The following is a 23,457-nucleotide window of genomic DNA, read 5'->3' as shown; positions in this document are numbered from 1 at the left end:
TAGCAGGCCCTGACCCGTGGCAATCTGGATCACCACCCCCGCCGAGCTGGATGCGTACTACCAGCAGCGTCCCACCCGCATCGGTCTGGACACCGAATTCATCCGTGAACGCACCTTCTGGCCGCAACTGGCGCTGGTGCAGATGGCGGTCGGCGAGGACATCCTGCTGATCGATCCGCTGATTCCCGGCATGCCCGAAGCACTGGCCCCCTGGCTGACCGATACGTCGATCATCAAGGTGATGCACAGCGCCAGCGAGGATCTGGTGGCCTTCAAATGGACCTGCGGCGTGCTGCCACGACCGCTGTTCGATACCCAGATCGGCGCGGCGCTGGCCGGCATCGGTGCCGGGATGGGCTACCAGAAGCTGGTGCAGGAGATCACCGGCGTGACCCTGGCCAAGGGCGAGACCCGCTCGGACTGGATGCGCCGCCCGCTCTCCGAGTCGCAGCTGCAGTATGCCGCCGATGACGTCGAGCACCTGTTCGCGCTGCATGACGCGATCGACGCGAGACTGCAGGCGATGGGACGCCAGCAGTGGCTGCACGACGACGCTGAACGCCTGTTGGCCAGCGTCGCCAACGATGAGGACCGCTGGCCGCACCTGTCCATGCGCTCGGCCCAGTTCCTCGATGCCGAGGCACAGCGACGCCTGCTGCGCCTGCTGCGCTGGCGCGATGTGCAGGCACGCCAGAGCGACCGGCCGCGCAGCTGGATCCTGGACAACGAACTTGCCGCCCTGCTGGCGCGCTCGCCACCGGCCGATGTCGACGCGCTCGCCAAGCTGTTCGAGCCGTTCCCGAAGGCGCCGCGCAAGCTGACAGCCGCCGTGTGGCAGGCCCTGGACACTCCGCTGGCCGATGAGCAGGACGCGCCGCTGGCCACCCAGCCCACCGACAGCAGCAAGAAGACGCTTAAGAAGATGCAGGACGCCGTGGCCGAATGCAGCCGCGAGCTGGGCCTGGCGGACGGCGTACTGGCCTCGCGCAAGCACCTGGAAAGCTACCTGGAGCACCGCCAGTGGCCGTCGGCGCTGGCCGGATGGCGCCAGCAGGCGCTGGAATCGCGCCTGCAGCCATTGTTGCCGGTGCGCTGACAACCCGCTGCAGCAACGGAAAGGGGCGGCCAGGATCACCGGGCCGCCCCTTCCCGCAACCGTTCGACTACCAGTTCATGTTCAGCGACACACCCACGGTACGCGGCTCGTTGTACACCGCGGCCATGTAGTTCTCGATCACGCCCTTGAGATTCTTCTCGTTGGTGATGTTGCGTGCGAACAGCGCGACTTCATAGGCACCGTAGTTGCCGGAGTAACCGATCTTCAGGCCGCCCTCGAAGTCCCCCTTGGAGTTGAACTCCTTGCTGTCATACAGCACGAAGCTGGTATAGCCCTGCTTGTTCCAGTCGGTGGACACGAACATCGTGGCCGCGTCGCTGACCGGGAAATCGTAGCGTGCGGCCAGGTTGACGTTGTACTTCGGTGCGTTCGGCAACGGGTTGCCGTCGATCTGCGCGAAGGTGTTCGCACCCACCTTGATGGTCGGATCATCCACCGTGCACACCACCTGGCCATTCAGGCCGCAGACCTGCGCGTACACGCGCTTGTCCTTGATTTCGCTGTGCAGCAGGCTGACACCGGCGCTCAGGGTCAGGTTGGGAACCGGACGCAGTTCCATGTCCGCTTCGAAACCATACGCCTTGGCCTTGTCTGCGTTGAACAGCACGCCGTTGCCGTCCGAATCGTTACCGTTGAGCTGGATATCGTTGACGGTGTAGGTAAACGCGGTGGCGTTCAGGCGCAGGCGGTTGTCCCACAGGCTGCTCTTCACGCCGGCCTCCCAGGACAGGATGGTCTCCGAGTCGGCGGTGGTGAAGTCGGCATTGAACACCGCCGAACGGCCCTGGATGGTGGGCCCACGGAAGCCGCGCGCCACCTTCGCATAGACGCTGACGTCCGGCGTGATCTGGTACATCGCACTCAGGTCCCAGCTGGGCGTGGTATCGGACATCCTGACGTCGGTGCGGCCCTTGTAGGTCACCACCCCGGCAGCGGTGTCGGCGGTCTTCAGCAGCCGGGTGTGCTTCTCGTCGCGGGTCTGGCGCAGGCCGGCGGTCACCGTGAACCTGTCGGTGAAGGCGTAGCTGAGCTGGCCGAAACCGGCCCAGGAGGTGTTCTTGTTGCGCAGGCGTACCCAGTTGTTCGGATTGCGCGCAGCGCCCTGCAGGAACCAGGCACGCTGGTAGAAGTCGGTGGTGTCGCTGCCGTTGAAATAGAACGCGCCGGCCTGCCACTGCAACGCGCTGTCGTCATGGCTGGCCAGACGGAATTCCTGGGTCCACTGGTCCAGGTCGCGGATCCGGCCCATCGACTGGCCGTAGCCGTTGGGCACGCCGTTGACCGGATAGTTCACCGCAGCACCGCCATCGGTATCGCCACGGCTGTAACCGGAGGTGGTTTCATACGCGGTGATCGAAGTGAAGTCGATCGCGCCGAAGTCGTAGCGCGCCTTCACCGAGCCACCGTAGGTCTTGTAGGCCTGCGGGTTGTTGTCGGCTTCGTCGTAGGCGACCTGGTCGCGCGGCACGTCGGTGCGGTTGGAACCCTTGGTCAGCGCGCCGCGCAGGAACAGGGTCGAGGTGCCTTCGTAATCGCGCGCGTGTGCCGAGGCCAGGATCGAGAACTGCTCGCTCGGCGTCAGCAGCAGCTGGGCGCGGACGTTGCGGTCATCGAAACCGCCCATGGCGTTCTTCTTCGGGCTGACGGTGCCATCCGCACTCGGGCCGCTGTAGGTGTTGTCGACATAGTCGTCGCGATGCTGGTACAGGGCCGACACGCGGAACGAGGCGATATCGTTGATCGGACCGCCAAAGCCGCCATCGATCGACACGCTGTTGTAACTGGCGTAGCTGGCGCTGACGCGGCCGGTGTAGTCCTGCGTCGGCTTGAGCGTGTCGAACTTGACGATGCCGGCCGTGGTGTTGCGGCCGAACAGCGAACCCTGCGGGCCGCGCAGTACTTCCACCTGGTCCACGTCGTAGACCGGATTGGACTTGAGCACCACGTGCTCCAGCACCACGTCATCCTGGATGATCGACACCGGCTGGGAAGCACCCAGATAGAAATCGATGTTGCCCAGCCCGCGGATGTAGAAGCGCGGGAAGATGCGACCGGTGGTGGTTTCCGCATACAGGCTCGGCACGCGGCCGGACAGCGCCAGCAGGGTGTCGTCGCCGCCGGCGGTGAAGTCGCGCATGCGCTCGCCCTGCACGACGCCCACCGACACCGGCACCTCCTGCAGGTTCTGCTCACGGTGTTCGGCGGTCACGGTGATGGTATCCAGCCCGGTGGGGGTCGGCGCGCTGTCCTGCGCCGCGGCGCCGAAGCTGCCGACCAGCGCCAGGCCTGCGCAGGCCAGCGCGAGCGGATGGCGACGGAAGGAAACGAGGGAAGACGACATGCCCGACAGACGGCGGGAATCGGTATGGGGAGGCATCGAAAGCTCTGAGGAGACGTCCGGGCGGCCTGCGCGGGCCGGGCGGCGAGAAAGGGAACTGCTGCGCAGACTGGGGATTATCCTCCAAATTGTTACGATTTCGTTTCGCGCAACGGCATCGCACGAAAGCCGGCGGACTCGGCACAGTCGCCTATGGCCACGGCCGCGCGTCGCTTGGCAAGGCCGACCGCCAGCGATACAATGACACCGCACTACGGGGCCATAGCTCAGCTGGGAGAGCGCGTCGTTCGCAATGACGAGGTCAGGAGTTCGATCCTCCTTGGCTCCACCATCCACATGCCCACCAGGGCATGAAAAAGGCCGGAACTCCTGACACCCAGGGTCCGGCCTTTTTCGTTGCACGCCCCGGGCTACCGGGCCGATGAGACGCGCGACCTGCGCATGACCGAGCCCGGTGGCGACAAACCCAGCATCGGGCAGCCGCTGGCTCGGGCCGAGGGCGCTTGCAGCAATGACGCGTCAGGCAGGCTCCTGCCCACCATCCTTGCGCCGTGGACTGCGCGAGTGGGTGTCACGTACCTGCTGGTCGCGCTGTCCCGGACGCTGCTTGGCGACGTCGTCCTGCTTCCGGTCCTGGCGGCTTTCCTGCACCCCCTGGCGTGGATCGGGCGTGTCCTTTTCGTGTCTGCTCATGCGTGGCTCCGCCGCCGGCGGAGGCCGGCGCTGGTGCCACGCTAGAGGTCGCCGGGTAACGGACGGGTCAGTCCGGCGCGAACGCCATGTGCAGCCGCCGGCCGTCCCCTCAGGTGCGATTGATGGATATCCCGCCGTCCACGCGCATCGCACTGCCGGTCACGAAGCTGCCTTCATCGCTGGCCAGGAACAGCGCAGCGTTGGCGATCTCTTCCGGCCCGGCCAGGCGCTTGAGCGCATGCAGCGACCGTACGAAGTCCAGCGCATCCTCGTCTGGCGCAGCCTGCCGGCCCATCTCGGTGTCGGTGCCGCCGGGCAGCAGCACGTTGCAACGCACGCCCCGTGCGCCGTACTCGGCGGCGATCACCTGGCTCAGGCCGATCAGCCCGGCCTTGCTCGAGGCGTAGGCGGCCATGCCGGGCAAGCCGACGGTATGGCCGACGATGGTGCCGACGAACACCAGCGAGCCGCCGCCCCGCGCCAGCAGGGCTGGCAACTGCGCACGCGCGGCGTGGAAGGCTGCATCGAGGTTGGTGGCCATCACCTGCCTCCAGGCGTCCACCGGAAACTCCGCAGCGGGCACGCCCGGCCCCAGCATCCCGGCATTGTTGATCGCGATGTCCAGGCCTCCGAAGGCCCGCTGCGCCAGGTCGACCAGCACCTGTGCAGTGTCCGGCCCGGCGACATCGGCGGCATGCACCACCGCCTCGCCGCCGGCAGCACGGATCTGATCGGCCAGCGCCTGCAACGGCTCCGGCTGCCGCGCGTTGAGCACCAGCCTTGCGCCCTCGGCGGCGAAACGCAGCGCGCAGGCGCGGCCGATGCCGGCGCTGGCACCGGTGATGAGGGCGATCTTGTCGTGCAGGCGCATGTTCGGGGTCCAGGCAGTGAAGTGGACCCTACGATGTCGCGCCCCTGCCCCGTTGACACTCCGTTTCCAGGCCCTGCCGGCGCGTGCAGGAAACGGAGTTTCCGCCAGCGGGGCACGTGCCAGAATCGACGCATGGACACTGCCATCGCAACCACCGATGCCCGCGTCGAACGCGTCTGCCGCCACCTGCAGGCCTGTCTCGACGAACCCTCACTGCAGGAGCTTGCCGAACTGGCGGGCTGCAGCCCGACCCGGCTGCATCGACTGTTCAAGCAGGCCACCGGACTGACCCCGAAGCAGTATGCGGCGGCCCTGCGCGCCGATCGGCTGCGCACAGGACTGCAACAGCAGGCGCGCATCACCGATGCCTTCCACGACGCCGGCTTCGGCTCCAGCGGCCGCTTCTACGAGAACGCGCCGCGCCTGCTGGGAATGACGCCCCGGCAATGGCGCAGCGGTGGACGCGGTGAGGTGATCCATTTCGCCATCGCCGAAAGCTCGCTGGGCAGCGTGCTGGTGGCCAGCAGCAGCATCGGCGTGGTGGCGATCCTGCTCGGCGACGATCCGGAAGCGCTGCTGCAGTCGTTGCAGCAACGCTTCCGCCAGGCTGAGCTGGTCGGCGCTGACAGTGGCTACGAGCAGCTGGTGGCGCAGGTGGTCGGCCTGGTCGAGGATCCGGCACGTGGCGCGACACTGCCACTGGACATCCGCGGCACCGCCTTCCAGCAGCGCGTCTGGCAGGCGCTGCAGCAGATTCCCCAGGGGCAGACCGCATCGTATGCCGACATTGCCGCGCGCATCGGCGCGCCGCGTTCCAGCCGCGCGGTCGCGCGTGCCTGCGCCAGCAATCCACTGGCGGTGGCGGTGCCATGCCATCGCGTGGTGCGCCGCGATGGCGATCTGTCCGGCTATGCCTGGGGTGTGGCCCGCAAGCGCGAACTGCTGCGCCGGGAGAAAGCCGCCAACGGCTGATGCCGCCGCATCAGGACCGGTGGATGCCGACCGTGGCCGGCTCGCGCCGTGGCAGCGCCGGGCCATGCCCGGCGGACACCGGCGAGAGCTCAGTCCAGCTTCACCACCAGCTTGCCGAAGTTGCGCCCCTGCAGCAGCCCGAAGAAGGCATCCGGTGCGCTCTGCAGCCCTTCGACCACGTCCTCGCGGTACTGGATGCGCCCTTCCCGCAGCCAGTGCGCCATCTCGCGCTCGAACTGCGGCCACAGGTGGTTGAAGTCGTGCACGATGAAGCCGCGAACCGTCAGCCGCTGCCGCAGGATCTGGCTGAACAATGCCGGCAGGCGATCGGGCCCGGGATGCTCGACGCCGCGCGCGTTGTAGGTGGCGATGGTGCCGCAGACCGGAATGCGGGCGAAATCGTTGAGCAGTGGCAGCACCGCGTCGAGTACGTGGCCGCCGACATTCTCGAAGTAGACGTCGATGCCGTCCGGCACGGCGGCGCGCAGCTGCGCGGCGAAATCAGCCGCGCGATGGTCCAGCGCCACATCCACGCCAAGCGATTGCAGGTAGGCACGCTTGCCATCGCCGCCGGCAATGGCGACCACGCGGGCGCCCTGCAGTTTGGCCAGCTGGGCGACGGTTGCCCCCACCGGGCCGGTCGCAGCGGCGACCACCAGCGTCTCGCCCGGCTGCAGCCGGGCGATTTCATGCAGGCTGGAATACGCGGTGAATCCCGGCATGCCATACACGCCGAGTGCCGTGCTCAGCGGCAGGCCCGCCGGGTCCAGCCGACGCCCCAGCACCTGCGCATCCAGCACCGCATGGGTCTGCCATCCACCCGGCGCCAGGAACAGCTCGCCCACCGCGATTCCCGCCGCATTCGACTGCAGCACTTCGGCGACGGTCTGCCCTTCCATCACCGCACCCACGGCAACGGGAGGCGCATAGGAAGGTCCTTCGTCCATGCGCCCGCGCATATACGGATCCAGCGACAGATAGCGGTTGCGCAGCAGCACCTGTCCTGCTGCCGGCGCCGGCAGCGGCGACTGCTCCAGGCGGAAATTGGTAGCGATCGGCGCACCCTGCGGCCGCGAGGCGAGGACGATGCGGGTGGTGGTCGGTTGATCAGCCATGGGATGGACTCTGCTGCGGACAGCATTGGACAGGAGGGGCGACAATACGCCGCGACGATCGGCGCGTGCGGCGGCGAAAACAGCGTTCCATCGCCTGCCTGATGCAACCGCGGCCGCATGCCTTGCCCCTGCATGTTTGCCGATGCGGGCGGCCCGCTGATTTCCGCTGCAGGCGACGATCCTCGCCGCCGCCGCGACCACCCGCCTCCGCCATCGACCGGCGCCGCCACCTCGGCACGACGCAGGATCAACCACTTGCGCCCGCGCAGACGGCAATGTGAAGGTTTTTTTCCAAAATGCTTGCCGAAGACAGCCGACCTCCGTAATATGCGCGTCCTTGGCAGCGACGTCGCTGCAACGAAACACGTGGCCGAGTAGCTCAGTTGGTAGAGCAGGGGATTGAAAATCCCCGTGTCGGCGGTTCGATTCCGTCCTCGGCCACCACGTTCGAAGGCCTGCAGAAATGCAGGTCTTTTTTTTCCGGCCACCGCTGTCGATCGCGGTCTGCCGCACAATCTGGCCGAGTAGCTCAGTTGGTAGAGCAGGGGATTGAAAATCCCCGTGTCGGCGGTTCGATTCCGTCCTCGGCCACCATGCTTGAAGACCTGCAGAAATGCGGGTCTTTTTTTGTTTCCGGCGCGCCATGCAGGCGGTTGACGAAACATTCACACCGGCACGCAGCACGCCCCCTACGCTCCAGTGTCCTGCCGGAGTCTGCCGATGCATCTGCGCCCTGCCCTGTTCGCCTGCCTGCTGCTGGCGTCGCTGTCCGCGACCGCCAGCGAACCCGTGCGCGCCGTCGATGCGCTGGACATCGACCGCTATGCCGGCCAGTGGCACGAGATCGCCCACCTGCCCGTGTCGTTCCAGAAGCGCTGCGTTGGCGACATCACCGCGCACTATGCACTGCGCCGCGATGGCCGCATCAGCGTCACCAATGCCTGCCGCAATGGCGACGGCGAACGCGTGGTGGCTGAAGGCGTGGCCCGGCCCGTGGCCGGACATCCCGGCCAGTTGCAGGTGCGCTTCGTCCCCGACTGGCTGAGCTGGGTGCCGCTGGTCTGGGCCGACTACTGGGTGCTGGCGCTGGATCCGGACTACCAGTGGGCGATGGTCGGCGGCCCTGACCGCAAGTATCTGTGGATCCTGTCGCGCCTGCCGGAGATGGACCGCGCACGGTTCGAACAGCTGAAGGCCAAGGCCGAGGCGATGGGCTACGACCTGGCGCCGCTGCGCCTGATGGCGCCGATACGCGACGCACCGGCCGACTGAGCCGCCCCGCGCGGCTGCGCGCAACGCGCCCGCTCCGGCGCTGTGCGTGTCCGGCCGCCATCTTCACGCGCTACCCTCTGCGGCGGGTCGCCACAGGCGATCCACTGAACCATACGCCGTAGTATGCTTACGCCAACGCACCCCCTTCAGAGGACTTGCGCCCATGTTGCACCGTTTCCGTACCGTCTTGATCGTCCTGTGCACCCTCGCCCTCGCCGCCTGCAGCGACGGCATCGTCAAGCGCGTCTCGGAACCGGCCGCCAGCCTGCAGCAGCTGACCGTCCGCGCCGACGGCAACTGGACCGTGGCGCTGCGCCTGCAGAACTACAGCTCGATGCCGATGACGTTCGACGATGTGTCCCTGGCGCTGAGCGTCGGCGACAGCGAAGCCGGCACCCTGCAGGCCCGTCCCGGCATCTCCATCGGCGGCACCTCCGCCGACGTCATCACGGTCGACCTGGTGCCCAGCTCGGCCGCACGCCTGGTGGTGGCCGATGCGCTGGCCGGCAACCGCACCCTGGCCTATGGCCTGAAAGGTTCGGTGACAGCCACGCCGCAGGAAAAGAAGCAGCGCAGCTTCGACGTCAGCAGCCGCAGCACGTTGAACCAGGCGCCGGGCCTGCCGGGCGTGCTGCGCTGAACACCGCTTTCCATCGCGGCGCACCGCGCCGTTCTCCCTGTCCCTGATCGAGACGTATCCGATGAGCAGCTACACCGCCCCGCTTTCCGACCTCCGTTTCGCCCTGCACGACGTGCTCAAGGTCGAACCGCTGTTCGCCCGCCTGGGCTTCACCGACGCCACCGCCGACGTGGTCGATGCCGTGCTGGAGGAAGCCGGCCGTTTCAGCGCGAGCGTGCTGGCCCCGCTCAACAGCGTGGGCGATGAAATCGGCTGCGTGCTCGACCAGGCCACCGGCGAAGTCACCACCCCGCCTGGCTTCAAGCAGGCCTATGACCAGTTCGTCGACGGCGGCTGGACCGGCCTGACCGCCGCACCCGAGCTGGGCGGCCAGGGACTGCCGCACACCCTGGGCGTGCCGCTGAATGAAATGATCAACGCTGCCAATCTGGCGTGGGGCAATTTCCCGCTGCTCTCGCACGGCGCCATTGAAGCGCTCAAGCAGCACGGCGAAGCGTGGCAGCACGACGCCTTCCTGAAGCCCCTGATCGAAGGCCGCTGGACCGGCACCATGTGCCTGACCGAACCCCACTGCGGTACCGACCTGGGCCTGCTCAAGACCAAGGCCGAGCCGAACGCCGATGGCAGCTACGCGATCACCGGCACCAAGATCTTCATCACTGCCGGCGAGCACGACCTGACCGGCAACATCGTGCACCTGGTGCTGGCCAAGCTGCCCGACGCGCCGCCGGGTGCAAAGGGAATCTCGCTGTTCGTCACCCCGAAGTTCAAGGTCGACCGCGAGGGCAACGTCGGCGAGCGCAACGCGCTGCGCTGCGGCTCCATCGAGCACAAGATGGGCATCAAGGGCTCGGTCACCTGCGTGATGAACTTCGACGGCGCGCAGGGCTATCTGGTCGGCCAGCCGCACAAGGGCCTGCAGGCAATGTTCACCATGATGAACACTGCGCGCCTGGGCGTCGGCCTGCAGGGCATCGGCCTGTCCGAACGCGCCTATCAGAACGCGCTCAAGTACAGCCGTGAGCGCCTGCAGTCGCGCGCCCTGAGCGGCGCGAAGTTCCCGGACAGGCCGGCCGACCCGATCCTGGTCCATCCGGACGTGCGTCGCATGCTGCTGACGGTGAAGTCACTGGTGGAAGGCAGCCGCCTGCTGGCCCTGCACGCGGCCACCCTGATCGACATCGCCCACCGCGCCGACGACGCTGCCGAGCGCGAGCGCGCCGACACCCTGGTGAGCTTCCTGACCCCGATCTCCAAGGCCTGCCAGACCGAATGGGGCATCGAGAACACCTACAACGCCCTGCAGTGCTTCGGTGGCCACGGCTACATCCGCGAACACGGCATGGAGCAGCTGGCGCGCGATGCACGCATCACCACGCTGTATGAAGGCACCACCGGCATCCAGGCGCTGGACCTGATCGGCCGCAAGACCGCCTCCAGCCAGGGGGCCGGCCTCAAGCTGATGCTGGCCGAGATCGAGGCCTTCGCCAGGGAACACGAGGGCAACGAAGCGCTGGCCGAGTTCATCGGCCCACTGCGCGCCAAGGCTGCCGAATGGGGCAAGCTGACCATGGACGTGCTGCAGCGCGCCGCCGGCAACCCGGACGAGCTGGGTGCGGCCAGCTACGACTACCTGTTCTATTCCGGCTACGTGGTGCTGGCGTACTGGTGGGCACGCAGTGTCGCCGCCGCCGACGCCAGTGTGCACGGCGCGGCATTCGCGCAGGGCAAGCGCGAGACCGCGCGCTTCTACTTCGCCCGTGTGCTGCCGCGTACGCTCAGCCATGCTGCCGCGATCCAGGCCGGTGCCGCGCCGCTGATGGCGATGGACGACGAGCGCTTCGGCGCCTGAGCCCATCCCGCCGGTAGATCCACGCCATGCGTGGATGAGGGGTCAGAGCCCTTTCCCTCGGAAAGGGATCCGACCCCGGCCTGACCGCCCTTGATCATCCCTCTGGAGAAAAGCCCCCCTTTGTTAAGGGGGGCGCGCCAACGGCGCGGGGGACAGGAGGAATCCGCGGACCTGAATCTTGCGATTTGCGTATCGCCGACGGGCGATACACAAATCGTCAACATTCAGGTATAAGCTGTTCTCCCGATGGAGACAGACACTACACGCTTGGGTCTGATCGAAGCCGGAGCCCCGCTTTCTGCTCCGGGCGTCGAAGCATCGCCCAACGTCACGACGTTGCACCGCCCCGGTTCGGTCCGGCTGCTCTCGCTCGACGCCCACGGACGCGTACTGGACTGGATCACCTGGCAGGATGCCGCCTGCCTCTACGCCCGCGAGGCCGTCGCCTGGACCCTTGGCGACCCCTGCCTGCACATCCACGGCGGAACCAACCGGTTCAGCGGCCTGCAGAGTGGCCTGGACCTGCATCCGATCATCGCCGCGCGCGGCCACGCGCGATCCCGTGCCATCGACCCTACCCCGAACCTGACCAACCCGGCCCTGTTCGCCCGCGATTCGCACCTGTGCCTGTATTGCGGCCAGCAGTTCAACCGTCCCTCGCTGACCCGCGACCACGTCATGCCGCTGTCCAAGGGCGGGCTGGACTGCTGGGAAAACGTAGTCACCGCATGCTTCCACTGCAACTCGCGCAAGAGTGACCGTACCCCCCAGCAGGCCGGCATGCCGCTGCTGGCGGTGCCCTACCGGCCCAGCTGGATCGAGCACCTGATCCTGTCCAACCGCAACATCCTGGCCGACCAGATGGCGTTCCTGAAAGCGCAGCTGCCCAAGCGTTCCAAGCTCAGCACCTGAACCTGCCGGCCGGCAACCCTCACCGTCCTGTCACGGACGGCGGCGTTTGCTTGCCCCACCCCCGTTTGAGGGCGAAAATGGTCGTTCAGAACACGTGCGAACATGATGATCGACTCTGCCCGCTATCCCCGCCTCGCGCACATCCAGACGCCGGATGACCTGCGCACGTTCGACGAATCCGAGCTGAGGGCGGTCGCCGACGAACTGCGCGCCTACCTCATCGAATCGGTGGGCAAGAGCGGCGGACATTTCGCCGCCGGCCTGGGCGTGATCGAACTCACCGTCGCCCTTCACTACCTGTACCAGACCCCGCATGACCAGCTGGTCTGGGATGTGGGCCATCAGACCTACCCGCACAAGATCCTCACCGGCCGCCGTGACGAGATCCACACCGTCAAGCAGAAGGACGGCGTGGCGCCGTTCCCCAAGCGCGAGGAAAGCGAGTTCGACACCTTTGGGGTCGGTCATTCCTCGACCTCGATCTCCGCCGCACTGGGCATGGCCATCGCCCGCCAGTCACAGGGTGACGACCGCAAGATCGTGGCAGTGATCGGTGACGGCGCGATGACCGCCGGCATGGCCTTCGAGGCGCTGATGCACGCGGGCGGCATGGAGCCGGAGCCGAATCTGCTGGTGATCCTCAACGACAACAACATGTCGATCTCCGAGGCCGTCGGCGGGCTGACCAAGATGCTCGGCCGCGCCACCGGCAGCCGCACGCTCAATGCACTGCGCGAAGGCGGCAAGAAGATCCTGGGCGACAAGAAGAACAATCCGGCGCGCTTCGTGAAGCGCTGGGAAGAGCACTGGAAAGGCATGTTCGTGCCCTCCACGATGTTCGAGGAGATGGGCTTCCACTACACCGGCCCGATCGACGGCCATGACCTGCCCGCCCTGCTGTCCACGCTGAAGACGCTGCGCGCCTCCAAGGGCCCCAAGCTGCTGCACGTGATGACCACCAAGGGCAAGGGCTACGAGCCTGCCGAAGGCGACCAGATCGGTTATCACGCAGTGGGCCCGTTCGATCCCGACAAGGGCCTGGTGGCCAAGACCGGCGCCAAGAAGCCGACCTACACCGACGTGTTCGGCGACTGGCTGTGCGACGCTGCCGCCGCGGAGCCACGCCTGTACGGCATCACCCCGGCGATGCGCGAAGGCTCCGGCCTGGTGCGCTTCAGCAGGGAATACCCGCAGCGCTACTTCGACGTGGCGATCGCCGAGCAGCACGCGGTCACCCTGGCCGCCGGCATGGCCACCCAGGGCGGCAAGCCGGTGGTGGCGATCTATTCCACCTTCCTGCAGCGCGCGTACGACCAGCTGGTGCATGACGTGGCCATCCAGGACCTCGACGTGCTGTTCGCGATTGATCGCGCCGGCGTGGTCGGACCGGATGGGGCGACCCATGCCGGCAACCTCGACCTGAGCTTCCTGCGCTGCGTGCCGAACATGGTGGTGATGGCCCCGTCGAACGAGGCGGAGTGCAGGCAGATGCTCAGCACCGGTCTGCAGTACGCCGGCCCGGCCGCCGTGCGTTACCCGCGTGGCAGCGGTACCGGCGTCGCGGCCGGCAGTGACCTGTCCACGCTGCCGATCGGCAAGGGCGAGCTGCGCGTGCAGGGCAGCCACATCGCCCTGCTGGCGTTCGGCAGCACCGTTGCCGCCGCCGAACAGGTGGGCCGCGAGTTGGGCCTGAGCGTGGTCAACATGCGCTTCATCAAGCCGCTGGACCGCGACCTGGTGCTGGCAATGGCCGCCCAGCACGAAGGCCTGGTGACCATCGAAGACAACGTGGTGGCCGGTGGCGCCGGTTCCGGCGTGGCCGAGCTGCTCAACGCCGAAGCGGTGCTGCGACCGATCCTGCATCTCGGCCTGCCCGATGCCTACCAGCATCATGCCAGCCGCGAGGACCTGCTGGCTGAAGCCGGCATCGATGCCGCCGGGATCCGCGCGGCCGTGCTCAAGCGCTGGCCGCAGCTGGCTGCCACCACTCCGCCGCTGAGCGCGGCGGGCTGACCGCCCCGGGTGGAACCGGGCAGGCGCCCGGTTTCCCACGCCTGCTGCGGAACGACGCCCGGTCCCTGTTCAACCGTAGCTGATCGCTTCCACGAACGCGCCGCTGGCTTCCACGCGCACGGCGGCGCGCTGCCCGGTGTCCACGAAGTGCAGCCTGGCCAGGGCCTGGGCGAAATCGAAGGCGCGGGCGCCGTCGCGGAACTCGATCGGCTCCGGTCTATCCGGATGCAGAACACGCCATTGGCGCTGTTCGCACTGAAGGCGGATCAACATGCAGCTCACTCCTTGAGGCAGCGTATCGATGATGGCGGAAGACGTGCATCGGTGCCGGCACGGACTGCCGATGCAAGCAGGGCACCCGTGCCCTGATTGCAGACGATACGGCGTTCAAACTGTGAGCAATATCAGATTTTTCTGATTTTGACGCAGATGGCCGGAAGGACTCAGTTCACCTGGAACTGGGCGCGGCACCCATCGCTGACCCAGATGCCGCGGCGGTCCCAGCCCCAGGTCCGGCCCTCGATACAGGCACTGCGGGAGTCCTGCCGGATCAGGCGTACGCTGCGGCGGACGCGGGTGTCACAGTATTCCTGTCGATGGCCATTGGAATGACAGGCGATCACTTCGCCACCGCGGCCATTGCCGTTGCCCCATCCACCACCCCAGCCGCCGCCACGACGCGACTCGCCGACGAACTCGGCCCGGCAGCCCCGGGTCACCCACACGCCGGAGCGCGACTGGCCCCAGGTCTCGCCCTCCACGCACGGCGAGCCGGACAACTGGCGGATCAGCCGGGGCCGCCCTTCAAGGCGGCACTCATTGCTGCGGTTCTTGACCGATTCGCATCGCACGATGCCGCTGCCGTCGCGGCCGCCATGGCGATCGTCGTCATAACCATAGTTCTGCGCCTGCGCGCCCCCGGCGGCGGCCAGCATCGGCAGCAGTGCGCAGGCCAGGGTGCGCCAGGTGAGTGCGTTGCCCATCGAGATCTCCAGATGAATGCGTGGCGGCAAGCATCCGGGATTCGCGGCACGGCGCACAGAGGGCAACGTACCGTCGGTTCTTTCCCCATTCAAACAGCTCAACCGCGGCTGACTGCGCCGCAGGGTCGGCCGCTAGGCACCGATCCGCAGTACATCCACTGCCCCCCCCAGTGCCTCCACACGCACGATGCAGTGCTGGCCCGTGCGGCGGTGATGTTCCTGGGCCAGTTCGGTGGCGACATCGAACGCGTCGGCGCCGCGGGCGAACGAGGCGGTGGTGCGCGCCTCGGGGTCCAGCACGAACCAGTGCTGGGCATTGCAGTGGACGGTAAACACCATGATCGACTCCAACGGAGGGAATGGACGCGGCGCCGGGGATGAGGTGAGAGCGCCGATACCTGTTCAGGCTAGCGAGCGCTTCAGGCAGGGCCTATCAGATTTGTCCGAAAAATCCCCGCCGGCGGATCGGAATTCGCGCTTCGTCACATCCCTGAGCCCGTTCACCCCATGACTTTCGTGATTCTTGTCACGAAGTCAGCTTGGCTTCACACTATCGTCACCAACAGGGGCCCCTTCCACATGCGCACCTTCCAACCGCCGCAGCGCTCGACGCTGCTGAAGTTCTACTTCGCAGCCTGCTACCTGGTCCTGATCGAGGAACTGATCCGCGCGTCGATGAGTTGAGTGCTTGCCGCTGCTGCTGGCCCGCCGCACACTGGTGGTTTAGGCCACGGAGTGTCCTCGATGAAAGCCCTCATGCTGGCGCCGATGCTGCTGGCCCTGGCCGCCTGCGCGGCACCGCAACAGGCGCCCGTGCGCGAAGCGGCAGCCACTTCCGCACCCGTAGTCGGCGGTGATCGCGATGCCCATGGCTGCATCGGCTCGGCTGGCTACCAGTGGTGCGAGCGCAGCCAGCGCTGCGAGCGTCCCTGGGAACTGGCCCAGGCGCAGGGCCTGGCCAACACCGTCGAGGCGATCGACGCCTACTGCGCGATGCCGGCACAGCCGGCGCGCAGATGAGTGCCGCACCCATGACGGCGCTCAGTCCCCTGCCCACGCTTGCGCGCGGCCGCTATCGCCATTTCAAGGGCGGCGAGTATGAAGTGATCGACATCGTGCGCAGCAGCGAGACCCTGCAGCCGATGGTGCTGTACCGCGCACTGTATGGCGAAGGCGGATTGTGGGTGCGACCGTACGCCATGTTCGTAGAACAGGTACCGGGCGCACTTGGCCCACAGCCTCGTTTCGCACGTATCGAAGACTGACGGCTGTGCGTCTCGCGTGGCAGCGCACGCCTGCGCGCGCTGCCACGCAGGCAGCCGCTAGCTGACCTTCTTCGCGACGGTCATGCCCAGCAGGAACAGCACCACGGCAATGATGATGCCGGCCCAGAACAGGAACTTGGCGATACCCACCGCGGCACCCGCGATGCCGCCGAAGCCGAGCACGCCGGCGATCACACCGATGATGGCGAAGATGATGGCCCACTTGATCATGTCGATCCTTTCCCCACAGGGACTGAAAACAGTGCGATCAGCCTAGGCCGCAGCCGATGCCAGCCTCGTGAGGGAGCCGCGCGTGCGGCGTGAAGCCGCATACGGATCAACGGGGCCGGAAGCGCAGCAGGGCCACCGCGAACGCCAGGAACACGCTGCCCACCAGCCGCTCGAACCAGCGCCGGGCGAACGGCCGGCCGAGCCAACGGCGCAGGCCATGGCCACCGGCGGCATACATCACGTACCAGAACAGCTCGCAGCTGGCGAAGGTTGCCACCAGGACGCTGTACTGCACGGCCTGACCCTGCGCGGGATCGACGAACTGCGGCAGGAACGCCGTGGCGAACAGCAGCAGCTTGGGATTGCTCAGGCCCACCAGCAGGCCGCCGCGGAATACCGCCCAGGCTCCGTCCGCTGACAGCACCGTCGCCGGGGCCTCAACGTCCACCGGCGCTGCCGGCCGGCTGCTGTCGCGCCACGCTTTCAGGCCCAGCCAGGCCAGGTAGGCCACGCCCAGATAGCGCAGCACTTCAAACAGCATGGGTGAGGAGTGCAGCAGTGCGCTCAACCCGGCGGCGGAGGCCGCCAGTACCGCCAGCATGGCCAGCAGGCAGCCGGCCATGGCCGGGAGGCTGGCGCGGAATCCCAGGCCGACGCTGCGTCCGAGGATATGCAGCATGTTCGGTCCAGGGGTGCCACACAGCACGAACACCGTAGCCAGGAACCACCACCAGGTCTGCAGGGACATTCGGCCATCCACGAAAGAGAACCGTCCCAGCATAGGCGGTGGCTCACCGCGACGTCACATACAGCGCGATGCCGATGCGACGGTTACAGGCGGCCACTCACGCATGAACCTGCCGTGCCGCGCGCAGCTCCGACCACGCCGTACCCAGCACGCGCATCGCCGACCGCAGAAACAGCACCAGCAGTGCGGCCGCCACCAGCAGATCGGGCCAGCCCGCACCGAACAGCGCCACCAGCCCTGCAGCCAGCAGCACCGCCGAGCCCTCGTACAGATCGTTGCGCGAGCACTCCCAGGCGGACGCCAGGTTGACGTCATCGTTGCGATAGGGTGTGAGCAGCCACAGGCACAGTGCATTGGCTGCCAGATTGAGCAGGGCGGCCAAGCCCATGCTGGCGAACAGCGGCACCTCCGGATGCAGCAGGCGCCAACCGATCTGCACCGCCACGGCCACCGCTGCGGCAAGGATCAGCAGCCCCTTGAACAGCGCCACACGTGCCTTGGCGACGATGCCCGCACCCACCACCGCGAGGCTGAGCGCATAGGTGGCCGCGTCGCCCAGATTATCCAGCGCACCGGACAGCAGTGACGAAGAATGGCTGTACCAGGCGGCCAGCACCATCATCGCGAACGTGGCAAGGTTGACCAGCAGCACGATCCGCAGCACGCGGCGGTGACGCGCCTGCATCGCCGCCAGGTCCATCGTCCTGCCGCAGCCACAGCATTCGCCCATCACCCTGCCCTCGATCATCGATGGCCGCATTATCGCGCCTGTCAGAGGTCGCGGCGACATCGCCGCCCGCCTGTGCTGCAATGGCGCCTCCCCACCTGGAGCGGCACATGAAGACCCTGGGCCTGATCGGCGGCATGAGCTGGGAGAGTTCGGCGCAGTACTACCGCCTCATCAACGAAGAGGTGCGCCGTCGCCTGGGGGCCGCGCACTCGGCGCAGCTGCTGATGTGGTCGGTGGATTTCGCTCCGATCAAGCAGTTGCAGCACGACGGCGACTGGGATGCGCTTGCGCGGCACATGGTGGATGCCGCAGAGCGGTTGCAGGCGGGCGGCGCCGATGTACTGCTGATCTGCACCAACACGATGCACGCGCTGACCGCACAGATCGAAGCAGCCTGCCCGCTGCCGCTGCTGCACATCGCCGACCCGACCGCCACCGCCATCGTGGCGGCCGGTTGGCGCAGGGTGGGGCTGCTCGGTACTGCTTTCACAATGGAACAGGACTTCTACCGGGGACGCCTGGCCGGTCGCTTCGGGCTGGAAGTGCTGGTACCCGACGCCGAAGATCGCCAGCAGGTCCACGACATCATCTACCAGGAGCTGATCGCCGGCGTGGTCAGCGAGCGCTCGCGACAGGTCTACGCAGACGTGATCGCGCGGCTGGTGGCGCGTGGTGCCGAAGCGATCATTCTCGGCTGTACCGAAATCATGCTGCTGGTACGCCCGCAGGACAGTGCGGTGCCGCTGTTCGATACCACCAGCCTGCACGCCCAGGCAGCGGTTGACGCCGCGCTGGCGGGATAGACGGCCGGCATGGACGCGATCAGTCCGCCCCCTGCACTTCCAGCGCCGTGACCAGCCAATCCACCACCGCCTGCGAGTCGCACAGGAAGAAGATCGCATCGCCGGACCGGGCCTCGGTCAACAAGCGATAGACCGTGATCGCCACCGCCGACTGGTTGGCGATGAACACCTCGGGGCTGCGCGGGCCCTCGTTGTGCCGGGAAACGGTCTGCAATGCGCGGCGCGCGGCCACCGTTGCGGCCGGGTCGGCACTGCGGGTCAACTCGGGCCCACGCAGGCCCCAGCTGACAAAGACGTGCTTGCCCTTGAACGTGGTGTCCAGGACCTGCACCTCGGCGGCACCTGCCTCAGCCGAGCGATGAATGACGGTACTGCTGATCAACGCAACCCCCTGTGGTCGTCGTGGTCCGCGCATCCACCTCCACGGACCCGCTGCACGCCCGTGACCGCAGCCACATGCTGCGCCAGCGGACGCGGAAGAGAGACGGAAGGAGAAGCCGATGCGATCGGATGTGCAGCGATGATACGGGATGTCGGTCACGCATGGGCTGGCGTACACGGCCGCATCGCCCATCGGTTCACCCACAAAAAAGCCCACGCATCGCTGCGCGGGCCTTCTGTTCCATCACAGTGGTCGGGACGGCCGGATTCGAACCGACGACCCTCTGCCCCCCAGGCAGATGCGCTACCAGGCTGCGCTACGCCCCGACTGATGCTGCGATGTTCCCGCCAGTGCGGCGGGGCGTGAAGTATAGCGGATCACGCGGGATTTGGGTCACCGGCGAAGCAATTGCAGCACTTCTTCCAGCTCCATCCGCACCTGCTTGATGATCTGGTTGCTCAGCGCCGATTCCTCGCGGGCATCGGGGCCCTCCAGACGCAGGCGGGCACCGCCGATCGTGTAGCCCTGTTCGTACAGCAGGCTGCGGATCTGCCGCACCATCAGCACGTCATGACGCTGGTAGTAGCGGCGGTTGCCGCGGCGCTTGGCCGGCTCAAGGCTGGGAAACTCTGTTTCCCAGTAGCGCAGCACGTGCGGCTTGACGTCGCACAGCTCGCTCACTTCACCGATGGTGAAGTAGCGCTTGGCCGGGATCGGCGGTAGTTCGCGGTTACTGCCCGGATCCAGCATAAGCTTCCACCCTTTCCTTGAGCTTCTGGCCCGGACGGAAGGTGACCACCGTACGGGCGGAAATCGGAATTTCCTCGCCGGTCTTCGGATTGCGGCCCGGACGCTGGTTCTTGCGCCGCAGGTCGAAATTGCCGAAGCCCGACAGCTTCACCTGACGTCCCTGTTCCAATGCTTCACGCAGCACATCGAAAAACGCGTCGACGAATTCCTTGGCTTCACGCTTGTTCAGACCGACTTCGTCGAACAGCTTTTCCGCCATCTCCGCCTTGGTCAATGCCATTGCCTGCTACCCCCGAGTGCTGCCCGCTCAGCCGCGGATCCGGGCGTGGTGTTCACGCTCGATGGCGGTGACCGCCTCGGCCACCACCGCATCCACGTCGCGGTCCGTCAGAGTGCGCGACTTGTCCTGCAAAATCAAGCCCATAGCGAGACTCTTGAATCCCGGCTCGACCCCTTGGCCCACATAGCGGTCGAACAGGTTCAGCTCGCGCAGGAGCGGGCCGGCGGCCTGGCGGACCGTGGCGGCCAGATCGCTCCAGGCCACCTGCTCCGGCACCAGGAACGCCAGGTCGCGGCGCACCGCCGGGAAGCGCGACAGCTCGCCGGCACGCGGCAGGCGGCGCGCCGACAGCGGCTCCAGGTCCAGCTCGAAGGCGTAGACGTCGGCCTCGATGTCCATCGCCTTGGCCAGGCGCGGGTGGATCTGGCCGATCCAGCCGATCGCAACGCCGTCGCGGAACACCTCGGCCGAGCGCGCCGGGTGGCCATGCGCACGGCTCGACGGGCGGAACTCCAGCGAGGCACCACTGGCAGCAGCCAGGGACTCCAGATCACCCTTCAGGTCATGGAAATCGACCTTGCGGGAAGGCAGACCCCACTGCACCGCCTGCGCATCGCCGCACACCGCGGCAGCAACACGCGGAGTTTCCAGCGGCGCCGGCTGGCCCTCCCCGGCCTGGCGGGCGAACACGCGGCCGATCTCGAACAGGCGCACCCGGCCCAACTGGCGCGCGGCGTTGCGGCCCAGCGTGGCCACCAGGCCCGGCAGCAGCGACGGGCGCATCACCGCCAGTTCGGCCGACAGTGGATTGGCCAGCGGCACCAGATCGTCGCGCAGCTGCCACTGGGTCAGCAGCGCATCGTCGACGAAGGCGAAATTGAGGGTTTCCTGCAGGTCGCGCGCGATCAGCTGGCGACGCACGCTGAGGGTGTCGAGCTGGGTCTCGCTCGGCATCGCCACGCGCGCGGCACCGCCCGGCAGGGTGGTGGGAATCTGCTCGTAGCCATGGATGCGGGCCAGCTCTTCGATCAGGTCCTCTTCGATGGCGATATCGAAACGGCGGCTCGGTGCGGTGACCTGCCAGCCGTCGGCCGTAGCGACCACCTCCATGCCCAGCGCGCGCAGGATGCGCTCCACTTCGGCATCCTCGATGGTGATGCCAAGCACGCGGGTAATACGCGCGCGGCGCAGCGCGATGGTGGCCGGCTGCGGCAGGTCAGCCTCGCGCACGGCCTCGGTGACCGGTGCCGGGGTGCCGCCGGCCAGGTCCAGCACCAGGCGGGTGGCGTACTCGATGGCGGTGCGCGGCAGCGCCGGATCGACGCCGCGCTCGAAGCGGTGGCCGGCATCGGTGTGCAGGCCCAGCTTGCGGCCACGGCCCATGATCGCTGCCGGTGCGAAGTGCGCAGCCTCCAGGAACACGCTGGTGGTCGCGTCGGTCACACGGGAATCGAAGCCCCCCATCAGACCCGCCAGGCCCACCGCGCGATCAGCATCGGTCACGACCAGGAAACTGTCGTCCAGCACGGCATCGCGGCCATCGAGCAGCTTCAGGTTCTCGCCTGCACGTGCGCGTCGCACGGCGATGCTGCCCTGCAGGGTGCCCAGGTCATAGGCATGCATCGGCTGACCCAGTTCCAGCATCACGTACTGGGTGATGTCGACCAGCAGCGACACCGGACGCACGCCACTGCGGCGCAGGCGCTCGGCCATCCACAGCGGGGTCTTCGCCGCAGGGTTCAGGCCCTCGATGACGCGCCCCAGGTAACGCGGCGCCTCGGTGCCGGCGTCGAGCCGGATCGACAGCTCGCGGCTGCCGACGGCGACGACCGGTGCTGCAGCGAAGTCCAGCACCTGGCTGCGGGTGGCGGCCGCCACGTCGTAGGCGATGCCGCGCACGCTGAAACAGTCGGCACGGTTCGGCGTCAGCTTGATCTCGATGCTGGCATCGGGCAGGCCCAGGTAGTCGACCAGGGTCTGGCCGGCCGGGGCATCCGCGGGCAGTTCCAGCAGGCCGGAAGCATCGTTGTCCAGGCCCAGCTCCTTCGCCGAGCACATCATGCCGTTGGACTCGACACCCCGCAGCTTGGCCGGCTTGATCTTCAGTTCGCCGATCTGCGCACCGACCATCGCCAGCGGCGCGACCAGGCCCGGACGCGCGTTCGGTGCGCCGCAGACGATCTGCAGCAGCTCGCCCTGCCCGGCATCGACCCGGCAGACCTGCAGGCGGTCCGCTTCGGGATGGCGCACGGCCTCGACGATGCGCGCCACCACCACGTGCTGCAGGCCCTCGCCCAACGCGGTCACGTCTTCCACTTCCAGGCCGATCGCGGTCAGCACCGCACTCAGCTCATCGCGCGACGCGCGGGTGGGGACGTGGCTGCGCAGCCAGTTTTCGGAGAATTTCATGTTGTCACCCTGGTGGACCCGGCGCAGGCGCCTGGGCCGTCGAATGTTTGAGTCCGCCAGGCTGGGCCCGGCGTTGCCGAATGCGTTACGCGAACTGCTTCAGGAAGCGCACATCGTTCTCGAAGAACGCGCGCAGATCGTTGACGCCGTAGCGCAGCATCGCGAAACGCTCCACGCCCATGCCGAAGGCGAAACCGGTGTAGCGCTCAGGATCGATGCCGACGCTGCGCAGCACGTTCGGATGGACCATGCCGCAGCCAAGCACTTCCAGCCAGCGGGTGCTGCCATCGGGCTGCTGCCAGGCGATGTCCACTTCCGCACCGGGCTCGACGAACGGGAAGTAGCTGGGACGGAAGCGCATCTCGAAGTCGCGCTCGAAGAAGGCACGGACGAATTCGGCAAGCGTGCCCTTCAGGTCGGCGAAGGTCGAGTGCTCGTCCACCAGCAGGCCTTCGACCTGATGGAACATCGGCGAGTGGGTCTGGTCGCTGTCGCTGCGGTACACCTTGCCGGCGGCGATCATGCGCAGCGGCGGCGCATGGTCGCCCATGTAGCGCACCTGCACACCGGAGGTATGAGTGCGCAGCAGGCGGCCGTCACCGAAGTAGAAGGTGTCATGCATGGCGCGCGCCGGGTGGTGCGGCGGGAAATTCAGCGCCTCGAAGTTGTGCCAGTCATCCTCGATCTCCGGCCCTTCCGACAACTCGTAGCCCAGTCGGCCGAAGATGCCGGTGATGCGCTCCAGGGTACGGGTGATCGGGTGCAGGCCGGCGCGTTCGCCATTGCGGCCCGGCAGGGTGATGTCGATGGCTTCGGCGGCCAGGCGCGCATCCAGTGCCGCATCCTCCAGCAGCGCCTTGCGCTCGCCCAGCGCGCGGGTCAGTGCGTCGCGGGCCTGGTTGATCGCTTCACCGGCGGCCTTGCGCTCGTCGGCCGGCAGGGCGCCGAGCTGCTTGAGCTGCGCAGTGATGCTGCCGCTCTTGCCGAGCAGGGCCACGCGCAGTTGCTCCAGCACGTCGGGGCTCTGTGCAGCAGCCACCTCGGCCAGCGCCTGGGTGGTGAGGGATTGGATGTCGCTCAT

Annotated in this window: 25 protein-coding genes and 4 tRNA genes; 13 read left to right on the top strand and 16 right to left on the bottom strand. The window is 67.2% G+C overall.

Annotated elements, in window-relative coordinates; translation table 11 throughout:
• Positions 1-16: 16 nt before the first annotated feature.
• The gene (rnd, locus tag ABE543_RS14185; RefSeq protein ID WP_053520336.1) at positions 17-1,096 is read left to right on the top strand and encodes a ribonuclease D; all 1,080 of its coding nucleotides are present in this window, start codon (positions 17-19) and stop codon (positions 1,094-1,096) included.
• A 67-nt stretch (positions 1,097-1,163) separates the two neighbouring features.
• On the opposite strand, the gene ABE543_RS14180 is transcribed toward rnd, so the two are convergent.
• On the bottom strand, positions 1,164-3,494 hold the full coding sequence (locus tag ABE543_RS14180) for a TonB-dependent receptor (RefSeq protein WP_197572130.1): 2,331 nt from the start codon (positions 3,492-3,494) through the stop codon (positions 1,164-1,166).
• A gap of 216 nt (positions 3,495-3,710) precedes the next feature.
• Here ABE543_RS14180 and ABE543_RS14175 point away from each other — a divergent pair.
• A tRNA-Ala gene (locus tag ABE543_RS14175) sits at positions 3,711-3,786 on the top strand.
• A 188-nt stretch (positions 3,787-3,974) separates the two neighbouring features.
• Here the strand turns inward: ABE543_RS14175 and ABE543_RS14170 are convergent.
• Positions 3,975-4,148 carry a hypothetical protein gene (locus ABE543_RS14170; protein WP_164972374.1) on the bottom strand — a complete coding sequence of 58 codons (174 nt, stop codon included), beginning with the start codon at positions 4,146-4,148 and terminating at the stop codon, positions 3,975-3,977.
• 109 nt (positions 4,149-4,257) lie between these two features.
• The gene (locus tag ABE543_RS14165) at positions 4,258-5,019 is read right to left on the bottom strand and encodes an SDR family oxidoreductase (RefSeq protein WP_164150601.1); all 762 of its coding nucleotides are present in this window, start codon (positions 5,017-5,019) and stop codon (positions 4,258-4,260) included.
• Between the two features lie 132 nt (positions 5,020-5,151).
• Here ABE543_RS14165 and ABE543_RS14160 point away from each other — a divergent pair, with 132 nt between their 5' ends.
• The gene (locus ABE543_RS14160; RefSeq protein ID WP_197571214.1) at positions 5,152-5,991 is read left to right on the top strand and encodes a methylated-DNA--[protein]-cysteine S-methyltransferase; all 840 of its coding nucleotides are present in this window, start codon (positions 5,152-5,154) and stop codon (positions 5,989-5,991) included.
• Positions 5,992-6,080: 89 nt separating this feature from the next.
• Here ABE543_RS14160 and ABE543_RS14155 read toward each other — a convergent pair whose 3' ends face one another.
• Positions 6,081-7,106: an NADP-dependent oxidoreductase gene (locus tag ABE543_RS14155; RefSeq protein ID WP_053520341.1), complete on the bottom strand. Its 1,026-nt coding sequence runs from the start codon at positions 7,104-7,106 to the stop codon at positions 6,081-6,083.
• A gap of 368 nt (positions 7,107-7,474) precedes the next feature.
• Between ABE543_RS14155 and ABE543_RS14150 the strand changes: the two genes are divergently transcribed.
• The 7 genes from ABE543_RS14150 to dxs all read left to right on the top strand — a co-directional run bounded on the left by ABE543_RS14150 (position 7,475) and on the right by dxs (position 13,795).
• Positions 7,475-7,550 (top strand) — tRNA-Phe (locus ABE543_RS14150).
• A 74-nt stretch (positions 7,551-7,624) separates the two neighbouring features.
• Positions 7,625-7,700: transfer RNA gene (locus ABE543_RS14145), tRNA-Phe, on the top strand.
• Between the two features lie 126 nt (positions 7,701-7,826).
• Positions 7,827-8,378: a lipocalin family protein gene (locus ABE543_RS14140; protein ID WP_053518705.1), complete on the top strand. Its 552-nt coding sequence runs from the start codon at positions 7,827-7,829 to the stop codon at positions 8,376-8,378.
• Between the two features lie 163 nt (positions 8,379-8,541).
• On the top strand, positions 8,542-9,018 hold the full coding sequence (locus tag ABE543_RS14135) for an LEA type 2 family protein (protein ID WP_065181910.1): 477 nt from the start codon (positions 8,542-8,544) through the stop codon (positions 9,016-9,018).
• A 61-nt stretch (positions 9,019-9,079) separates the two neighbouring features.
• The gene (locus ABE543_RS14130; RefSeq protein ID WP_193396123.1) at positions 9,080-10,870 is read left to right on the top strand and encodes an acyl-CoA dehydrogenase C-terminal domain-containing protein; all 1,791 of its coding nucleotides are present in this window, start codon (positions 9,080-9,082) and stop codon (positions 10,868-10,870) included.
• A 246-nt stretch (positions 10,871-11,116) separates the two neighbouring features.
• Positions 11,117-11,782, top strand: a complete 666-nt coding sequence (locus tag ABE543_RS14125) for an HNH endonuclease (protein WP_053518701.1) — start codon at positions 11,117-11,119, stop codon at positions 11,780-11,782.
• Positions 11,783-11,887: 105 nt separating this feature from the next.
• A complete protein-coding gene (gene dxs, locus ABE543_RS14120) occupies positions 11,888-13,795 on the top strand; it encodes a 1-deoxy-D-xylulose-5-phosphate synthase (protein WP_065175547.1) in 1,908 nt (635 codons plus the stop codon).
• 69 nt (positions 13,796-13,864) lie between these two features.
• On the opposite strand, the gene ABE543_RS14115 is transcribed toward dxs, so the two are convergent.
• The 3 genes from ABE543_RS14115 to ABE543_RS14105 all read right to left on the bottom strand — a co-directional run bounded on the left by ABE543_RS14115 (position 13,865) and on the right by ABE543_RS14105 (position 15,117).
• A complete protein-coding gene (locus tag ABE543_RS14115; RefSeq protein WP_053518700.1) occupies positions 13,865-14,068 on the bottom strand; it encodes a hypothetical protein in 204 nt (67 codons plus the stop codon).
• A 170-nt stretch (positions 14,069-14,238) separates the two neighbouring features.
• Complete coding sequence (locus tag ABE543_RS14110) at positions 14,239-14,778, bottom strand: DUF3011 domain-containing protein (RefSeq protein ID WP_111186452.1); 540 nt, start codon at positions 14,776-14,778, stop codon at positions 14,239-14,241.
• A 132-nt stretch (positions 14,779-14,910) separates the two neighbouring features.
• Positions 14,911-15,117: a hypothetical protein gene (locus ABE543_RS14105; RefSeq protein ID WP_065175527.1), complete on the bottom strand. Its 207-nt coding sequence runs from the start codon at positions 15,115-15,117 to the stop codon at positions 14,911-14,913.
• Positions 15,118-15,522: 405 nt separating this feature from the next.
• Here ABE543_RS14105 and ABE543_RS14100 point away from each other — a divergent pair, with 405 nt between their 5' ends.
• Both ABE543_RS14100 and ABE543_RS14095 read left to right on the top strand, forming a co-directional pair.
• On the top strand, positions 15,523-15,798 hold the full coding sequence (locus ABE543_RS14100; protein WP_197571209.1) for a hypothetical protein: 276 nt from the start codon (positions 15,523-15,525) through the stop codon (positions 15,796-15,798).
• 11 nt (positions 15,799-15,809) lie between these two features.
• Positions 15,810-16,043: a DUF1653 domain-containing protein gene (locus ABE543_RS14095; RefSeq protein WP_053518695.1), complete on the top strand. Its 234-nt coding sequence runs from the start codon at positions 15,810-15,812 to the stop codon at positions 16,041-16,043.
• A 57-nt stretch (positions 16,044-16,100) separates the two neighbouring features.
• Here ABE543_RS14095 and ABE543_RS14090 read toward each other — a convergent pair whose 3' ends face one another.
• The 3 genes from ABE543_RS14090 to ABE543_RS14080 form a co-directional block, all read right to left on the bottom strand.
• Positions 16,101-16,274, bottom strand: a complete 174-nt coding sequence (locus ABE543_RS14090; RefSeq protein ID WP_006380555.1) for a DUF1328 domain-containing protein — start codon at positions 16,272-16,274, stop codon at positions 16,101-16,103.
• A gap of 106 nt (positions 16,275-16,380) precedes the next feature.
• A complete protein-coding gene (locus tag ABE543_RS14085; protein WP_346475808.1) occupies positions 16,381-17,022 on the bottom strand; it encodes a LysE family translocator in 642 nt (213 codons plus the stop codon).
• Between the two features lie 97 nt (positions 17,023-17,119).
• On the bottom strand, positions 17,120-17,752 hold the full coding sequence (locus tag ABE543_RS14080; protein WP_080375309.1) for a cation transporter: 633 nt from the start codon (positions 17,750-17,752) through the stop codon (positions 17,120-17,122).
• A 107-nt stretch (positions 17,753-17,859) separates the two neighbouring features.
• Here ABE543_RS14080 and ABE543_RS14075 point away from each other — a divergent pair, with 107 nt between their 5' ends.
• On the top strand, positions 17,860-18,555 hold the full coding sequence (locus tag ABE543_RS14075) for an aspartate/glutamate racemase family protein (protein ID WP_053518692.1): 696 nt from the start codon (positions 17,860-17,862) through the stop codon (positions 18,553-18,555).
• 19 nt (positions 18,556-18,574) lie between these two features.
• Here the strand turns inward: ABE543_RS14075 and ABE543_RS14070 are convergent, their stop codons facing one another.
• The 6 genes from ABE543_RS14070 to ABE543_RS14045 form a co-directional block, all read right to left on the bottom strand.
• Positions 18,575-18,970, bottom strand: coding sequence for a hypothetical protein (locus ABE543_RS14070; protein WP_193396119.1), 396 nt, complete (start codon positions 18,968-18,970; stop codon positions 18,575-18,577).
• Positions 18,971-19,186: 216 nt separating this feature from the next.
• Positions 19,187-19,263: transfer RNA gene (locus ABE543_RS14065), tRNA-Pro, on the bottom strand.
• 67 nt (positions 19,264-19,330) lie between these two features.
• Complete coding sequence (locus tag ABE543_RS14060) at positions 19,331-19,687, bottom strand: MerR family transcriptional regulator (RefSeq protein ID WP_053518690.1); 357 nt, start codon at positions 19,685-19,687, stop codon at positions 19,331-19,333.
• Complete coding sequence (locus ABE543_RS14055) at positions 19,668-19,967, bottom strand: integration host factor subunit alpha (protein ID WP_005410432.1); 300 nt, start codon at positions 19,965-19,967, stop codon at positions 19,668-19,670. Before ABE543_RS14055 ends, ABE543_RS14060 begins: the two co-directional genes overlap by 20 nt.
• Before the next feature lie 27 nt (positions 19,968-19,994).
• Positions 19,995-22,376, bottom strand: a complete 2,382-nt coding sequence (gene pheT, locus ABE543_RS14050) for a phenylalanine--tRNA ligase subunit beta (RefSeq protein WP_346475807.1) — start codon at positions 22,374-22,376, stop codon at positions 19,995-19,997.
• A gap of 85 nt (positions 22,377-22,461) precedes the next feature.
• Positions 22,462-23,457: a phenylalanine--tRNA ligase subunit alpha gene (locus ABE543_RS14045; protein WP_065181862.1), complete on the bottom strand. Its 996-nt coding sequence runs from the start codon at positions 23,455-23,457 to the stop codon at positions 22,462-22,464.

The organism is Stenotrophomonas sp. TWI169, from assembly GCF_039674705.1.
Classification (GTDB): domain Bacteria; phylum Pseudomonadota; class Gammaproteobacteria; order Xanthomonadales; family Xanthomonadaceae; genus Stenotrophomonas; species Stenotrophomonas maltophilia_P.
This window is presented reverse-complemented; position numbering and strand designations above follow the sequence as displayed.

Excerpts from the sequence above, each read along its gene's own strand:
- pheT (WP_346475807.1), bottom strand. The coding sequence starts at position 22,376 with ATGAAATTCTCCGAAAACTGGCTGCGCAGCCACGTCCCCACCCGCGCG.
- ABE543_RS14100 (WP_197571209.1), top strand. The coding sequence starts at position 15,523 with ATGAAAGCCCTCATGCTGGCGCCGATGCTGCTGGCCCTGGCCGCCTGC.
- ABE543_RS14170 (WP_164972374.1), bottom strand. The coding sequence starts at position 4,148 with ATGAGCAGACACGAAAAGGACACGCCCGATCCACGCCAGGGGGTGCAG.
- ABE543_RS14055 (WP_005410432.1), bottom strand. The coding sequence starts at position 19,967 with ATGGCATTGACCAAGGCGGAGATGGCGGAAAAGCTGTTCGACGAAGTC.
- ABE543_RS14105 (WP_065175527.1), bottom strand. The coding sequence starts at position 15,117 with ATGGTGTTTACCGTCCACTGCAATGCCCAGCACTGGTTCGTGCTGGAC.
- ABE543_RS14165 (WP_164150601.1), bottom strand. The coding sequence starts at position 5,019 with ATGCGCCTGCACGACAAGATCGCCCTCATCACCGGTGCCAGCGCCGGC.
- ABE543_RS14070 (WP_193396119.1), bottom strand. The coding sequence starts at position 18,970 with ATGCGCGGACCACGACGACCACAGGGGGTTGCGTTGATCAGCAGTACC.
- ABE543_RS14140 (WP_053518705.1), top strand. The coding sequence starts at position 7,827 with ATGCATCTGCGCCCTGCCCTGTTCGCCTGCCTGCTGCTGGCGTCGCTG.
- ABE543_RS14115 (WP_053518700.1), bottom strand. The coding sequence starts at position 14,068 with ATGTTGATCCGCCTTCAGTGCGAACAGCGCCAATGGCGTGTTCTGCAT.
- ABE543_RS14060 (WP_053518690.1), bottom strand. The coding sequence starts at position 19,687 with ATGCTGGATCCGGGCAGTAACCGCGAACTACCGCCGATCCCGGCCAAG.
- ABE543_RS14160 (WP_197571214.1), top strand. The coding sequence starts at position 5,152 with ATGGACACTGCCATCGCAACCACCGATGCCCGCGTCGAACGCGTCTGC.
- dxs (WP_065175547.1), top strand. The coding sequence starts at position 11,888 with ATGATCGACTCTGCCCGCTATCCCCGCCTCGCGCACATCCAGACGCCG.
- ABE543_RS14080 (WP_080375309.1), bottom strand. The coding sequence starts at position 17,752 with ATGGGCGAATGCTGTGGCTGCGGCAGGACGATGGACCTGGCGGCGATG.
- ABE543_RS14130 (WP_193396123.1), top strand. The coding sequence starts at position 9,080 with ATGAGCAGCTACACCGCCCCGCTTTCCGACCTCCGTTTCGCCCTGCAC.
- ABE543_RS14125 (WP_053518701.1), top strand. The coding sequence starts at position 11,117 with ATGGAGACAGACACTACACGCTTGGGTCTGATCGAAGCCGGAGCCCCG.
- ABE543_RS14090 (WP_006380555.1), bottom strand. The coding sequence starts at position 16,274 with ATGATCAAGTGGGCCATCATCTTCGCCATCATCGGTGTGATCGCCGGC.
- ABE543_RS14135 (WP_065181910.1), top strand. The coding sequence starts at position 8,542 with ATGTTGCACCGTTTCCGTACCGTCTTGATCGTCCTGTGCACCCTCGCC.
- ABE543_RS14075 (WP_053518692.1), top strand. The coding sequence starts at position 17,860 with ATGAAGACCCTGGGCCTGATCGGCGGCATGAGCTGGGAGAGTTCGGCG.
- ABE543_RS14155 (WP_053520341.1), bottom strand. The coding sequence starts at position 7,106 with ATGGCTGATCAACCGACCACCACCCGCATCGTCCTCGCCTCGCGGCCG.
- ABE543_RS14045 (WP_065181862.1), bottom strand. The coding sequence starts at position 23,457 with ATGAGCGACATCCAATCCCTCACCACCCAGGCGCTGGCCGAGGTGGCT.
- ABE543_RS14085 (WP_346475808.1), bottom strand. The coding sequence starts at position 17,022 with ATGTCCCTGCAGACCTGGTGGTGGTTCCTGGCTACGGTGTTCGTGCTG.
- ABE543_RS14095 (WP_053518695.1), top strand. The coding sequence starts at position 15,810 with ATGACGGCGCTCAGTCCCCTGCCCACGCTTGCGCGCGGCCGCTATCGC.
- ABE543_RS14110 (WP_111186452.1), bottom strand. The coding sequence starts at position 14,778 with ATGGGCAACGCACTCACCTGGCGCACCCTGGCCTGCGCACTGCTGCCG.
- ABE543_RS14180 (WP_197572130.1), bottom strand. The coding sequence starts at position 3,494 with ATGCCTCCCCATACCGATTCCCGCCGTCTGTCGGGCATGTCGTCTTCC.